Annotated in this window: 11 protein-coding genes; 8 read left to right on the top strand and 3 right to left on the bottom strand. The window is 69.9% G+C overall.

The genetic code is table 11. The features are described 5' to 3' along the window. Together DTQ71_RS07635 and DTQ71_RS07630 are read right to left on the bottom strand one after the other, a co-directional pair. Positions 1-1032, bottom strand: a complete 1032-nt coding sequence (locus DTQ71_RS07635; protein WP_109563668.1) for a branched-chain amino acid ABC transporter permease — start codon at positions 1030-1032, stop codon at positions 1-3. A gap of 151 nt (positions 1033-1183) precedes the next feature. Beyond that, on the bottom strand, positions 1184-2560 hold the full coding sequence (locus DTQ71_RS07630) for a substrate-binding protein (protein ID WP_109563667.1): 1377 nt from the start codon (positions 2558-2560) through the stop codon (positions 1184-1186). A gap of 250 nt (positions 2561-2810) precedes the next feature. Between DTQ71_RS07630 and DTQ71_RS07625 the strand changes: the two genes are divergently transcribed. From DTQ71_RS07625 to DTQ71_RS07595, 8 genes are all read left to right on the top strand, one after another. Continuing rightward, positions 2811-4070: a short-chain fatty acyl-CoA regulator family protein gene (locus tag DTQ71_RS07625; protein WP_109563666.1), complete on the top strand. Its 1260-nt coding sequence runs from the start codon at positions 2811-2813 to the stop codon at positions 4068-4070. A gap of 78 nt (positions 4071-4148) precedes the next feature. Beyond that, positions 4149-4556 (top strand): response regulator transcription factor, encoded by a 408-nt coding sequence (locus DTQ71_RS07620; RefSeq protein ID WP_109563665.1) that lies wholly within the window; start codon positions 4149-4151, stop codon positions 4554-4556. Between the two features lie 5 nt (positions 4557-4561). After that, on the top strand, positions 4562-4840 hold the full coding sequence (locus tag DTQ71_RS07615; protein WP_109563664.1) for a hypothetical protein: 279 nt from the start codon (positions 4562-4564) through the stop codon (positions 4838-4840). A gap of 6 nt (positions 4841-4846) precedes the next feature. After that, positions 4847-7534 (top strand): sensor histidine kinase, encoded by a 2688-nt coding sequence (locus DTQ71_RS07610; RefSeq protein ID WP_109563663.1) that lies wholly within the window; start codon positions 4847-4849, stop codon positions 7532-7534. 82 nt (positions 7535-7616) lie between these two features. Then, positions 7617-8849, top strand: coding sequence for a flagellar motor switch protein FliM (locus tag DTQ71_RS07605; RefSeq protein ID WP_146204815.1), 1233 nt, complete (start codon positions 7617-7619; stop codon positions 8847-8849). 389 nt (positions 8850-9238) lie between these two features. Beyond that, positions 9239-9370, top strand: coding sequence for a hypothetical protein (locus DTQ71_RS24575; RefSeq protein WP_281271227.1), 132 nt, complete (start codon positions 9239-9241; stop codon positions 9368-9370). 42 nt (positions 9371-9412) lie between these two features. Beyond that, complete coding sequence (locus DTQ71_RS07600) at positions 9413-10597, top strand: RSP_2647 family RNA methyltransferase (RefSeq protein ID WP_109563661.1); 1185 nt, start codon at positions 9413-9415, stop codon at positions 10595-10597. Continuing rightward, a complete protein-coding gene (locus DTQ71_RS07595; RefSeq protein WP_109563660.1) occupies positions 10594-11136 on the top strand; it encodes an RSP_2648 family PIN domain-containing protein in 543 nt (180 codons plus the stop codon). The genes DTQ71_RS07600 and DTQ71_RS07595 overlap by 4 nt, the downstream gene beginning before the upstream one ends. A gap of 50 nt (positions 11137-11186) precedes the next feature. On the opposite strand, the gene DTQ71_RS07590 is transcribed toward DTQ71_RS07595, so the two are convergent. After that, a complete protein-coding gene (locus tag DTQ71_RS07590) occupies positions 11187-13643 on the bottom strand; it encodes a penicillin acylase family protein (RefSeq protein ID WP_109563659.1) in 2457 nt (818 codons plus the stop codon). Positions 13644-13716 lie beyond the last annotated feature (73 nt).

Raw genomic sequence — 13716 nt, 5'->3', positions numbered from 1 at the left:
TCAGTCCTCCATCACGCCCTTGCGGCCCATGAGGCCACGGGGGCGGGTGAGCAGCACGACGATGGCCACGAGGTAGATGATGATCTGGTTGATGCCGGGCAGGACGTTCAGCACCTCTGGCATGGAGGCGAAGGCCTCGATGATGCCAAGGAGGAAGCCCGCCAGCACCGCGCCGGGCAGCGACCCCATGCCGCCGACCACGACCACCACGAAGCTCAGGACCAGGAAGTCCATGCCCATATGGTAGTTGGGCGAGTTGATCGGGGTATACATCACCCCCGCCAAGCCCGCGACCGCGGCCGCGAGGCCGAACATGATGGTGAAGCGTTTGTCGATGTCGATGCCCAGAAGCGTGACCGTCTCGCGATCCGCCATGCCGGCCCGCACGACCATCCCGAAGGTGGTGAACTGGAGGAAGGCGAAGACCGCGGCGATGACGATTGCGGCGAAGAGGAAGTAGACCAGACGCCAGTAGGGATAGACGATCCCGCCCGGATCGAAGCCGAGCATCACGCCGAAGTCGAAGCTGCCGACCAGCGCGTCGGGCGCGGGCGTCGGAATCGGGTTGGCGCCGTAGAAATACTTGATGATCTCCTGCAGGACGATCGCCAGGCCGAAGGTCACCAGGATCTGGTCGGCATGGGGGCGCTTGTAGAAGTGCTTGATCAAGCCGCGCTCCATGAGCACGCCGATCCCGATCATCACCGGGATCGCCATCAGGATGGACAGCGGAACGGCCCAGTCGATCATCACGTCGCCGGCGGCCTGCCCGAAGAAATCGTAGATATAGGGGACGTCGACCTTCAGCGGATTGCCCAGGAAGTCCTTCTGCGTCTCGTCGATGACGGTGTGGGAGACCTGGATCAGGCGCGAGAAGGTGACGGCGCAGAACGCGCCCAGCATGAAGAGGGCGCCGTGGGCGAAGTTGACGACGCCGAGCGTGCCGAAGATGAGGGTCAGGCCCAGGGCGATCAGCGCATAGGCCGAGCCCTTGTCCAACCCGTTCAGGACTTGGAGGATAATGGCTTCCATCTGAGCAGCTCCGCTGGATGGGGTGGGCGCGCGATGAGAGTGGCGGCCCGCAGACGGGCCGGAGCGCGGGGGGCGGGAGACCGGATGCCGGTTCCCCGCGGATCATGTCGGGAGGAGGCGCGCGCCCGAGGGCGCGCGCACGGCCCGGGCGTCAGGCGCCCGGGTTGCAGGTGCCCAGCGAACCGCCCGCGAATTGCGGATGGTCGGGCGCGTAGGTGACCTGGTCGACCGGGGTGACCTCGACGATCTCCACGAGGTCGAACTCGTTCTCCGGGTTCTCCTTGCCGCGCACCACGACCACGTCCTTGAAGCACTGGTGGTCGTCGGCACGGTAGAGGGTCGGGCCGTTGCCGAGGCCGTCGAACTCGAAGCCCTCCAGGGCCTCCACGACGGCGCAGGGGTTGAACGAGCCCGCGCGGGTCACGGCGTCGGCATAGAGCAGCGTCTGCACATAGCAGGTATGCGCGGCCTGCGACGGCGGGAAGCCGTACTTGGTGCCGAAGGACTGCACGAAGGCGTTGGTGCCCGCATACTTGGCGCCCAGCTGGTTCTCCAGCTTCCAGTCCCAGTTCTGGGAGCCGAGGATGCCGGCGATGTTCTCGCCCGCGCCGCGCGCCATCAGCTCGGAGTAGAGCGGCACGACGATCTCGAACTTTTTGCCGTTGACCATCCGGTCGCGCAGGCCGAACTGCACGGCGTTGGTCAGCGAGTTGACCATGTTGCCGCCGTAGTGGTTCAGCACCAGAACGTCGGCGTCCGACTGCAGCACCGGCGCGATGTAGGACGAGAAGTCCGTCTGCGTCAGCGGCGTCAGAACCGAGTTCACCGTCTCCCAGCCCTGGGCCTCGGTCGAGGAGCGCACGGCTTCCTCGGTGGTGTAGCCCCAGTTGTAGTCGGCTGTCAGGTGGTAGGCCTTACGGTCCGTGCCATACTGCGCGGCCAGGATCGGCGCGAGCGCGGCGCCCGACATGTAGGAGTTGAAGAAGTGGCGGAAGCCGTTGGCCTTCTTGTCCTTGCCGGTGGTGTCGTTGGAGTGGGTCAGACCGGCCATGAAGATGATGCCGGCCTCCTGGCAGAGCGCTTGCACGGCCACGGCCACGCCCGAGGACGAGCCGCCGGAGACCATGATCGCCCCGTCCTTCTCGATCATCGAGCGTGCGGAGGCGCGGGCGGCGTCGGACTTGGTCTGGGTGTCGCCGGTGACGAACTCCACGCGCTTGCCCATGATGCCGGTGCCGTCCAGAACCTTCGAGGAGAAGGTGTTCAGCATACCGCCATCGCCGCCGCCATTGAGGTGCTCGACGGCAAGCTCGAAGGCGCGCAGCTCGTCGGCGCCTTCATCGGCATAGGGGCCGGACTGGGGGACGTTGAAGCCCAGCGTGACTGTGTCGCCCTGGGGCGCGTTCGTAAAGCCGGAATGGGCGTCGGCCCAGACCGCGCCCGTGAAGATCGTGGGTGTTGCGAGGCCGGCGCCGGCAACGGCCCCGGTCTTCAACACGCCGCGGCGCGTGAAGTTCGACTTGGTCATTGAAGACCTCCCTGATGGTTGTGCTCCGCCCACGTCTCCCTACGCGGACGGGTGCCGGTCGTTGACAGGCCGAGCTCAGTATCTGCCCGGATCCGAAATCGTTTCAACAAGCGGCTGACGCAGCAGTGCCTTATTTGTAAAGACAATGACAGGATTTCGGCCTAGGTTGTAAATTCATTTGCGCGCGGATGCGGCGAACCCGTTTTTGCGGACGCAGCAAGTGCCGAGAAAACCGGGGGGAATCGACGCGGTGGCAACAAAGGGACGTGGCTCGACCGGCGGGCGCATCCGCGAGCGGCGGCTGGCCTTGGGCATCCGGCAGGCGCATCTGGCGGCTGAGGCAGGCATTTCCGCCTCTTATCTTAACCTGATCGAGCATGATCGGCGCCCGATCGGCGGCGCCTTGCTTGGGCGGATCGCCGAGGCGCTCGATGTCTCGCGCACGATGCTTTCGGCCGATGTGGACGAATCGCTTCTGGACGTTTTGCGCGCGGCGGGCGCGGCCCAGAACTTGCCCTCGGAGGAGTTGACCTCCGCCGCCGAGTTCGCCCGCCGCTACCCCGGCTGGGCCCGCGTGATCGCCGCCCAGGCGGAGCGGCTGGCGGCGCAGGCCGATACGATCGAGGCGCTGTCGGACCGGCTGTCCCACGACCCGGCCCTGGCCGAAGCGATGCACGAGTTGCTCTCTACCGTCGCCGTCGTCCGTTCCACCGCCTCGATCCTGGCGAGCACGCCGGAAATCGACGCCAACTGGCTGCGCCGCTTCCACGCCAATCTCGACGCCGACAGTCGCCGTCTGGCCGATGGGGCGGAGGCGGTCGTCAGCTATCTCGACCGCGCCGGGGCGGGCAATGACGAGGCCCGCCTGACGCCCAGCGAGACCGTCGCGCAATTCCTCGACGGCCGCGATCACGCCTTCGCGGAGCTGGAGGCGCGGGGCGCCGATGCCATTCCTGAGCTGGTGGCCGGGCTGGCCAGTCCCGAGGCAAGGGCGCTCGCCGCCGAGGTGCTGACCGCGGATGCGGAGGACGCGGCGCGCTTGCCTCTGGAGATCCTCGCCGAGGCGGAGCAGCCCGACGACCTGCTGGAGGCCGCGCGCGGCGATGCCGCCCTTGTGCTGCGCCGCCTCGGCGTCACGGATCCGGCCCGCGGTCTGGTCGTCTGCGATGCCTCGGGCGCCCTGATCCGGCGCAAGGCCGTGGCCGGGTTCAGCCTGCCGGTCATCGGGGCGGGCTGCCCGCTCTGGCCGCTCTACGAGGCGTTGTCGCAGCCGGGCCGTGCCCTGGTGCGGCGGCTGGAGATGCCGGACGGCGCGACCTGGATCGCTCACGCGGTGGCCGCGCCGCTGCCGCAGACGCGATTCGACGCGGTGCCGACGCCGCGCTCGACGATGCTGCTGACCCGCGCGGTGCGCGAGACCGGACCGGCCGTGCCCGTCGGGCCGGGCTGCCGGGTCTGTCCCCGCGGCGACTGCGCCGCCCGGCGGGAGCCGTCGGTCCTGCCGGGCTGAGCGCCGCGTCCCCCCCTGGACAGAAGCCTTTTGGTAGGTGAGGCTAAGGAAAAGGTGCAATTCAGGGGGAGGCCTGTCTTGACCCAACTCGACCAGTCCGCACGGCCCCGCGTGCTGCTGGTGGAGGACGAGCCGAACATCGCGACGGCCCTGTCCTTCATCCTTCAGCGCCAAGGGTTCCGGGTCTCGACCCATTCGGATGGGGCGACGGCGCTGGAGGCCGTGGCGCGGCACGCGCCCGATGTCGTGGTGCTTGACGTGATGCTGCCGGGCAAATCCGGGTTCGACGTCCTGGGCGAGATCCGCTCCGGTCCGCGGCCCGAGCTGCCCGTCCTGATGCTGACCGCCAAGGGCCAGGCCAAGGACCGGGAGCGGGCCGAGGCCCTGGGCGTGAGCCGCTTCATGACCAAGCCGTTCTCGAATGCCGATCTGCTCTCGGCGGTGGCGGAACTCAGCGGTCTCGACATTCCCGCGCGGCCCGGCTGAGCGCGATGCGCGGCGCCCCGATCCGGCCCAGCCGTGCCGCTTCCGATGCGCAGCGCCGCGCCTGGCGCCGCGACCGGGTGCGCGATGCCGCGTGTCTGCTGCCGGTCTTCGGACTGGCTCTGATTCTCCTGCCGGATCTGATCCTGGCGGATCCGGAGGCGGGGCAGGGGGCAACGCGGCCCTGGGGGCTGTATTTGTTCGGCGCCTGGGCCCTGCTGGTGGCGCTGGCGGTCTGCGTCGCCCGGGCGCTTGCGAAGACCGACAGCTCTTCCAGCGACGGCTAGGGCGGCATGCTCACGCTGAACCTGCTCCTGGCGATCTGCCTGACCTATGTCGCGTTCCTGTTCGTCGTGGCGTTCCTGTCCGAGCGCGCGGCCGAGCGGGGGCGCCTGACGCTGCTGCGCGGGCCTTGGATCTATACCATGTCGCTGTCGGTCTACTGCACGGCGTGGACCTTCTACGGGGCCGTCGGCTATGCGGCGCGCTCGGGGCTGGAGTTCATCACCATCTATCTCGGCCCTACCCTGGTCTTCGTCGGCTGGTGGTGGGTCTTGCGCAAGCTGGTCGCGATCGGCCGGGCGGAGCGGATCACCTCCATCGCCGACATGATCTCTTCCCGCTATGGCAAGTCGAACGGGCTTGCGGTGCTGGTGACGCTGCTCGCGGTGGTCGGCACGACGCCCTATATCGCGCTGCAATTGCAGTCGGTCACATCCTCCTTCGGGGTCTTCGCCCCCGGCGGTTCCAGCACCGACCTGGCCGGATCGGCGTTTTGGGTCGCGGTCGGGCTTGCGATCTTCACGATCATTTTCGGCACCCGGCGCCTGGATGCGGGCGAGCGCCATCACGGCATCGTCGGCGCCATCGCGGTCGAGGCGGTGGTCAAGCTGGTCGCGCTGCTGTCGGTCGGCGTCTTCGTGGTGTGGGGCCTCGCGGGTGGGCCGGCCGCCGTGCTGAGCGCCATCGACGCCTCGCCCATCTCCGACTGGACCGCGGCGCCGGGGCGCTGGGCGGGGCTGATTGCGGTCTCGGCCGCGGCGATCATCTGCCTGCCGCGCATGTTCCAGGTGCTGGTGGTCGAGAACACCGACGAGCGGCACCTGATCACGGCCTCCTGGGCCTTCCCGCTCTACCTCATGGCCATGTCGCTCTTCGTTGTGCCGATCGCCGTGATCGGCCTCGCGCGCCTGCCCGAGGGCTCGAACCCCGATCTCTTCGTGCTGACGCTGCCTCTGTCGGAGGGGCGCGACGGGCTGGCGATGCTGGCCTTCCTCGGCGGCTTCTCCTCGGCCACGTCGATGGTGATCCTGGCGGCCGTGGCGCTGGCCACGATGCTGTCGAACCACATCGTCATGCCGCTCTGGCTCGCCTCGCGGGAGCCGCAGGGCGCGCAGATCTCGGGCGATGTGCGCACGGTGATCCTGCGGGCGCGGCGCCTCTCGATCCTCGCTGTGCTGGGGCTGGGCTATCTCTATTTCCAGGTGACGGGCGGCACGGCGGCCCTGGCCTCGATCGGGCTGATCTCCTTCGTGGGGATGGCCCAGGTGCTGCCGGCGCTGGTCTTCGGGCTGTTCTGGCGGGGCGCGACGGCGCGCGGGGCGGCGGCGGGGATCGTGACGGGCTTCGCGCTCTGGGCCTGGACGATGCTGGTGCCGGTCTTCGGGGCCGAGGGCAGCCCGCTGATGACAGAAGGCCCCTGGGGCCTGTCCTGGCTGCGTCCGCAGGCGATGTTCGGGATCTCTGGCGACCCGTTGCTCTCGGCGGTGATCGTGACGCTGGGGCTCAACTGCATGGCTTTCTGCGCGGTCTCCCTGGCCTCGCGCCCCTCACCGATGGAGCAGCTTCAGGCACCGCGCTTCGTGCAGGTCTTCGACCGCGCCGCCGCGCCGCGGGCGCGCGCGGGCGGGCGCGCCGGGGCGGATGAGCTTCTGATCATGGCACAGCGGATCCTGGGCGCGCGCGAGGCGCAGGCGATCTTCGCCGCCGAGGCCCGCGCCCAGGGCCGCCCGAGCGATCTGCCGCAGCCGACCCCGGCGCTGATCGAGCGGCTGGAGCGGGAGCTGTCGGGCTCGGTCGGCGCGGCGACGGCCCATGCGATGGTCTCCGGCATCACGGGCGATTCGGCCGTTTCGGTCGAGGATCTCATCGCGGTGGCCGACGAGACCGCGCAGGTCATGGAATATTCAGCCCGGCTGGAGGCCCGCGAGGCCGAGCTGACCCGCACCGCGCGCGAACTGCGTGAAACCAACGACAAGCTGACCCTGCTCGCCCAGCAGAAGGACGCCTTCCTTAGCCAGGTCAGCCACGAGCTCCGCACGCCGATGACCTCGATCCGCGCCTTCTCGGAGATCCTGCGCGGGGGCGGTTTGGACGAGACGGAGCAGGCGCGATATAGCGGGATCATCCTGGAAGAGAGCCAACGGCTGACGCGGCTGCTCGACGATCTGCTCGATCTCAGCGTGCTGGAGAACGGGCAGGTGGAGCTGAACGCCGCGCGCGTGGACCTCTCCACGGTGATCGACCGCGCCGTGATGGCATCGAGTTCCGCGGCGGCGGCGCGCCTGCAGGTGATCCGGGACCGGGAGGCGGAGGCCATCGAGATCGTCACGGATGCCGACCGGCTGGCGCAGGTCTTCATCAATCTGGTGACCAATGCGGCCAAGTATTGCGATGCGGCCCGGCCGGAGCTGCGCATCGAGGTCAGCCAGGCCCGAGGCGAGCTGCGCGTCGATTTTATCGACAACGGGGCGGGCATCGCGCCGCGCGACCGGGGGCTGATCTTCGAGAAATTCGCCCGCCTCAGCGACCAGTCTTCGGCGGGGAGCGCCGGGCTGGGTCTGGCCATCTGCCGCGAGGTGATGGCGCGGCTGGGCGGCGGCATCGACTATTTGCCCGGACGCGGGGGCGGGGCCTTCCGGGTTCGTCTGCCGCTTTTGCAAGTCGGGGCGCCTGTCGGAGATCTAGCAACGGTTCGTTAACTCGAATCCCGCAGAACGGAGGGGCAACAGCCTGTCTGCGCGAGTCATGCCGATCTCCCGATCCTCCCTTCTCCTTCGCCGGATGGCCGGCTGTGACGGCGACGTCGCACCCGCCGTGAGCGATGCCACGCCCTCTCCGGTGGAGCGGGCGCTCGCCACTGCCGCGTTCCGGGTGGCGGATGGGCTGTCGGGCCTGGGCCTGTCGGTTACCGCCCGGCGCTCGGCCACGCTTTCGGCCGAGGCCGCGTTCGAGACGCTGCCGCCGCTGGGCCTCTGCCTGATGGTCGATCCGCTCCTGCCGCCGGGCAGTCCGCGCCCGGGGCCGGAGGCGCTCGCCGTGGCCACCGGGACGCTGGTTCTCGACCCGGCCCTGGTCGACAGCCTGGTGGAGCTTCAGACGATCGGCCGTATCGACGGGCCGGCCCGGCCCGCGCGGCGGCCGACCCGCATCGACGCGGCCCTGTCCCAGCCCTTCGCCACCGCCCTGCTGGAAGAGGTGGCGTCTCAGCTGCCCCGCGACCATTTCGGCCCGCGCCCTGGCCCGATGCGTACGGGGACCTTCCTCGCGGGCACCGGCTCCCTTCCCGTCGCGCTCACCGCGTCCACCTGGCTGACGGTCACCTTGGAGGTCGCCCTGGGCGATGGGGTGCGGCCGGCGCGCATTGACTTGCTGCTGCCGGACGCCGCCAACGCTTCAGACGAATCGCGCGTGGACGAGGAGATTTCGTTGCCCGACCCGGATTGGGCGGCGGCGATGGAGATGGCGGCCCGGCGCGCGCCGGTGCGGCTGGACGCGGTTTTGCCGCCGGTGCGGATGACCCTGGCCGATCTCGTGGGACTCGCACCCGGGGACGTGATCGCGCTGGACGGCATGCCGTTGGAGGACCTTCGCCTGATCTCCGGCGCCTCGGGACGGGGGCGGGCCGCCCGGGCGCGGATGCCCTATGGCCTGACGCTCTCGGCCCGTCTGGGGCGTTTCGGGGCGGCGCGGGCCGTGAGGCTCATGGCCGATCCGGGCTGCCCGGTGGACCGGAGCATGGGTGGAGACGACGCTGATGTGCCCTTGCCGGGGCGCGCCCCGTCGCTTGCGCTGCCCGGCGCCGACCGATCGGCCGCCGCCGGGCTGGACATGCCGGATCCAGACACGGCGCCGCTGTCGGGCGGGGACGCGGCGGCGGATCTCCCGGATCTGCCCGACCTTCCAGACCTAGCCGATCTCCCCGATCTTCCCGAAGAGGACGATCCCCTGGCTCTGCCGGATCTTCCGGATCTTCCGGATCTGCCCGACTTGCCGGATCTCTCGGATCTGACCTGACGTCTAATTCGTCTGACCGGGTCTGTAAGGGGGACGCAATCGCGGGGCATCGCGCGTCCCAGACGCGCGACCCGAACCAACCGGCAGAGCTCGGTGGCCGAGACGCAGGCGGTTCGACGACCCGGCCGAACGGTGTTCCGGGCCGCATGGCGCGACCGGCGGCACCAGGGCTGTGCCGGCCGGGCGCGGTCCGGTCACGTGTGACGTCGCCTCTCGCCGATCACCCGGCACGCCGCCGCGCCTTGCGGCGCGATGCCCAGATGCCCAGGCGATGCTGCAGGTGCCATGCTGCGGGTGCAAGACAGGGTTTCAGGCTCGGCATTGGTAGTCTGCAGGTCGCGACCATAGCTCCTTCACTGATCCTGATCGAGCAACCGAGGACAGCCGAAATGACCCACCCTGAAATCGATATCGTTACCATCGAGAGCCGCGCCCGCGCCCTCCGTTCCGCCCATTTCCTACGCCTGATCGGCAAGCTGGTCGGGCTCCTGCGTCCCGGTTATCGCACTGCCCGCGTGTGACCGTGGATTGATCCTGGACCTGCCCCCGCGATAGGCGGGGGCATGACCGACCTTCCCTCCCTGCGCCTGCGGCCCAAGGCCGACGCCCAGCGTATTCGTCACGGACATCCCTGGGCCTATCTCGACGACGTGGTCGCGGACCGCCGCAGCCGAGCGCTTGCCCCCGGCTCTCTCGCGGTTCTGGAGGATGCGGAGCGCAGTCCGCTCGGCCTCGCGGCCGTCAACATGGGTTCGCGCATTGCCGCGCGGATGCTCGACCGCGACCCGGCCGCAATTATCGATGCCCGCTGGATCGAGACGCGCCTGCGCGTCGCCGCCCAGCTGCGGGATCGGCTCTATGACGCGCCTTTCTACCGGTTGATCCATGCCGAGGCCGATGGGTTGCCCGGCGTGGTGATCGACCGCTTCGGCGACATCGCGGTGCTTCAGCCGAATGCGGCCTGGGCCGACCTGCGCGCCGACGACTTCGCCACGGCGCTCCAGGCCCTTGGTCTCCGCCACGTTCTGCTGAACGCCTCCGGTCGGGCCCGGACCTCCGAGGGGCTGGACGATGCCAGCCGCTGGCTCGCCGGCGGCGTCGATGCGCCCGTCGAGGTGCCGATGAACGGGGCGATCTATCTCGCGGATCTGACCGGCGGACAGAAGACGGGCCTGTTCTACGACCAGCGCCCCAACCATGCCTTCGTCGCGCGGCTGGCCGAGGGCGCGCGCGTTCTCGATGTCTTCTCCCATGTCGGCGGCTTCGCCCTGGCCGCGCTGGCTGCCGGCGCGACGGAGGCCACCGCGATCGACGGTTCCGCCCCCGCGCTGGACCTCGCGCTGGGCGGGGCGCGCGCGATGGGCCGGTCCCTGATCACGCGCAAGGGGGATGCCTTCGCGCAGATGGCCGCCTTGGCCGAGGACGGAGAGACCTACGATCTCGTCGTGGCTGACCCGCCGGCCTTCGCGCCGGCCAAGCCCGCCCTGACCGCCGGACTGCGTGCCTATGAGCGGGTGGCCAAGCTGGCCGCGCCCCTGGTCGCGCCCGGAGGCACGTTGACGCTCTGTTCCTGTAGCCATGCGGCGGAGCTCACGAAATTCCGCGCCGCCTGCATTCGTGGGATCGGCCGCGCGGGGCGACAGGCGCAGTTGATCCGGACGGGCTTTGCCGGGCCGGACCACCCGGTCCATCCGCAGCTGGCCGAAAGCGGCTATCTCAAGGCGCTGACCTTCCGGTTGCTGCCGTGAAGGTCTTCCTGGACGCCTGCGTCCTCTATCCGACGGTGTTGCGGGAGGTGCTCCTGGGCTGCGCGGGGGCGGAACTCTATCGGCCGCTCTGGTCGCCGCGGGTGCTGGAGGAATGGGCGCGTGCGGCGCGAAAGCTGCCCGATGGGGAGACCGTGGCCCGCGGCGAGATCGCCGCGCTCCGCGCCCGCTGGCCCGAGGCGGAGGTCCGGCCCGGCGCGGCGACCGAGGCGCGGATGTGGCTGCCCGACCCGAATGACGTCCATGTCCTTGCGGCGGCCTCGGATGCGGGGGCTGATCGGCTGGTGACGCTGAACGTTCGGGACTTTCCGCGCGGCGAGGTCGCGGCCGAAGGCATCGCGCTCCAGGCGCCCGACGCGTTCCTGATGGAGCTGTGGCTGGCGGCGCCCGACGCTGTGGCCGCCGCCGTGGAACGGGTGCGCGCGACGGCCGTGGCGCTGTCGGGTGAGGCGCAGCCGCTCCGGCCGCTGCTGAAGCGGGCCAAGCTCCCGCGGCTGGGCAAGGCGCTGGAGGCGGGGTAACCCCCGCCCTACGGGCCGCGTAGGGTGGGGATTCCCCCCGCCGCTGCCGGTCACCGCTCGGGCGTCAGGGTGGTGATGCCCACTGCGCCGGCGCGCGCGAGGTCCGGGTCCAGCGTCATCGGGATGTATTCGCCCCGGCGCCAGAGCTCCCCGAGATCGTCGTAATGACGCGAGAGCGGATGGCCCGACTGGCCGGTCGCGGTGATGAACACGCTGCTATCGGGGTCGGCGAAATCGTAGACCCCGCGGAAAGCCGCCGCGTGCACATTCGCGAACGGGTCGGGCAACTCGCCCGACAACCGCCCGCGGCGGAGGGTGTTGTCACCGCCCGAGCTGGACTGGCGGATATTCACCAAGGCCCCGAGGAATGGGATATCGCCCAGGACGGTATGATCGTGCCGCGCCTCGTGCGCATCGCCCCAGCGCCAGGCCTCCACCCGCCCCCCATAGCGCTCATCCAGCCATTGCAGCGCATCGTCCAGGGCCAGGCGCGCGATATCCGCGCAGGTCTCGACGACCGAGGACTGGATCACGTCGCACCAGGCTGCGGCGCCGTTCGTGTTGCGGTAGACGCGCTCGATGAAGATCGGCTGGAGGCTGGTGTACTCATCCGCCAGGGGGCCGATCTCGTCGCGGATCAGCCGGTCCTGGAGGGCGCGCATCCAGGCCGCGTAGATCAGCGGCTCGGGCAGGTGCTCGGACATCTCGCCATTCCAGGCGGCCAGCAGCTGCAGCGCGGTCTGCCGCCGCCGCTCGGGTGTGCCGTCGGGGGCGGCCTCGCCGGTGAACCAGAGGTCGGCCCCGACCAGCGGCAAGAGCGAGCGCGCGGCATTCGAGACCGTGTCGAGCTGCGCTTCGATCAGGCTCTCGCGGGTGTGGATGTTGCGGCCTTCGATCAGCCGCTCCATGCGCTGCACCCGCTGCGTGTCTCCCCAAACAAAGCTGATATGGCCCGGGAAGGGCCGGTCGACGACCTTGTTGTTGGTATTTCCCAACAGGCCCGAAGGCGGGTCGAGCCAGACCGGGTTGTCGGTGAAGGGGCGCAGGCCCTTCCAGCGGTTCGCCTCGATCCAGCCGGGGGCGGGGATGCGGCCCTGGGACTGGTGCGCGGGATCGCGGTCGGGCTGACGGCCCATCACCTGCATCGCGATGCGGTTTTGTCCGGCCAGCATCAGGTTCTGCGCCGGGGCGATGTGATGGCGGGTCGCCGTGATCGCCTCTTCGATGGAGCGGGCGCGCATCAGCTCCAGTCCGGCGCGCAGGGAGCTGTCCGCCTCCGACAGGCCGGTCCAGGCCAGCGCGGCGACATGGCCCGGGGGCGTCACCGTGCCCAGGTCGAACTGGCTGGCCGTCAGGACGGGCCCGTTGACGGTGCGGCGCAGGGTGAGAGTGACGGGCGCGTCGTCGGCGATGGTGACGATGGCGCGCTCGGTCTCGAATTCGGCCCAGCCGTCCGGGGTGCGGTATTGCTCGGGGTTCTCGGGGTTGAGCTCTTCGATGAGGATATCCTGGTCGTCCATGTAGCTGGTCGTCAGGCCCCAGCCGATCGCCTCGGAGCGGCCGACGGGCATGACCGGCATGCCCGGGATCGTCGCGCCGATCACGCCGCCGGTGCTGAGTTCCAGCCGCGCGAGGTAGAAGAGCGTGGGCGCTTGCAGGCCCAGATGTGGGTCGGTGGCGAGCAGGGCGCCGCCCGCGGCCGCGTGGTCGCCCGCGACGGCGAAGACGTTGGAGGCGCCCTCCAGGCCCCGGCGCGGCACCGGCCACATGTCGGGCCGGACCGAGGCGTGGTCGGTCGGGCGGAGCGTCGGGAAGAGATCGCGGGCGGAGGCCAGCTCCGCCACGCCGTCGCCGGGCGCGTCCGGGTGCAGGTCGGCCAGGCGGTCGTCGTCGAGCACCAGGGAGGCCCGCGCCCGCAGCACCTCCTCGCCGACATGACCCGAGAGTTGGAGCGCCATCAGCTTGGCCAGCGCGATGGAATCGGCCGGCCGCCAGGGGGAGATCTGCGGCTCGAACAGGAAGAATTCCGGCGCCCCCCGGCCCGAGGCATCGCGGTTGATGACGTCGATGCGGGCGTTCACCCCGGCGGCATAGGCCTCCAGCATCGCGGTCACGTCGGGCGCTTGCACCTCGGCGGAGCGGCGGGCGGCGCGGTAGAGACCCAGACGGCGCAGCAACTCGTCGGTCCTCAGCGTCCGGCGGCCGAACAGCTCCGACAGGCGGCCCTGGGCGGTGCGCCGCAGGAGCGTCATCTGCCAAAGCCGGTCCTGCGCATGGGCGTAGCCAAGGGCGAAAAACACATCCGCGTCGGTCTCGCCGAAGATATGCGGCACGTTGTGGGTGTTGCGCACGATCTCGACCGGCGCGCTGAGCCCGCGCACCTCTTCGGTTCGGTCGTAATCGGGGATCGAGCGCGAGGTCAGCCAGAGCGCGAGCAGCATCGCGGCCCCGCCGAGCAGCAGCGTGAACGTCACCGCTCGGAACGACCAGCGGAAGAGCTTTTCCATGCGCGCACGCCCTCATGTTGACCCTTCGCCCCGGAAAGGCATCTAACCGGGGGCGAATGACGATGCAAAGGGA

This window comes from Jannaschia seohaensis (assembly GCF_900116765.1).
Lineage (GTDB): Bacteria > Pseudomonadota > Alphaproteobacteria > Rhodobacterales > Rhodobacteraceae > Jannaschia > Jannaschia seohaensis.
Note: the sequence above shows the minus strand (reverse complement) of the source record. Positions and strands in the feature narration are given on the sequence as shown.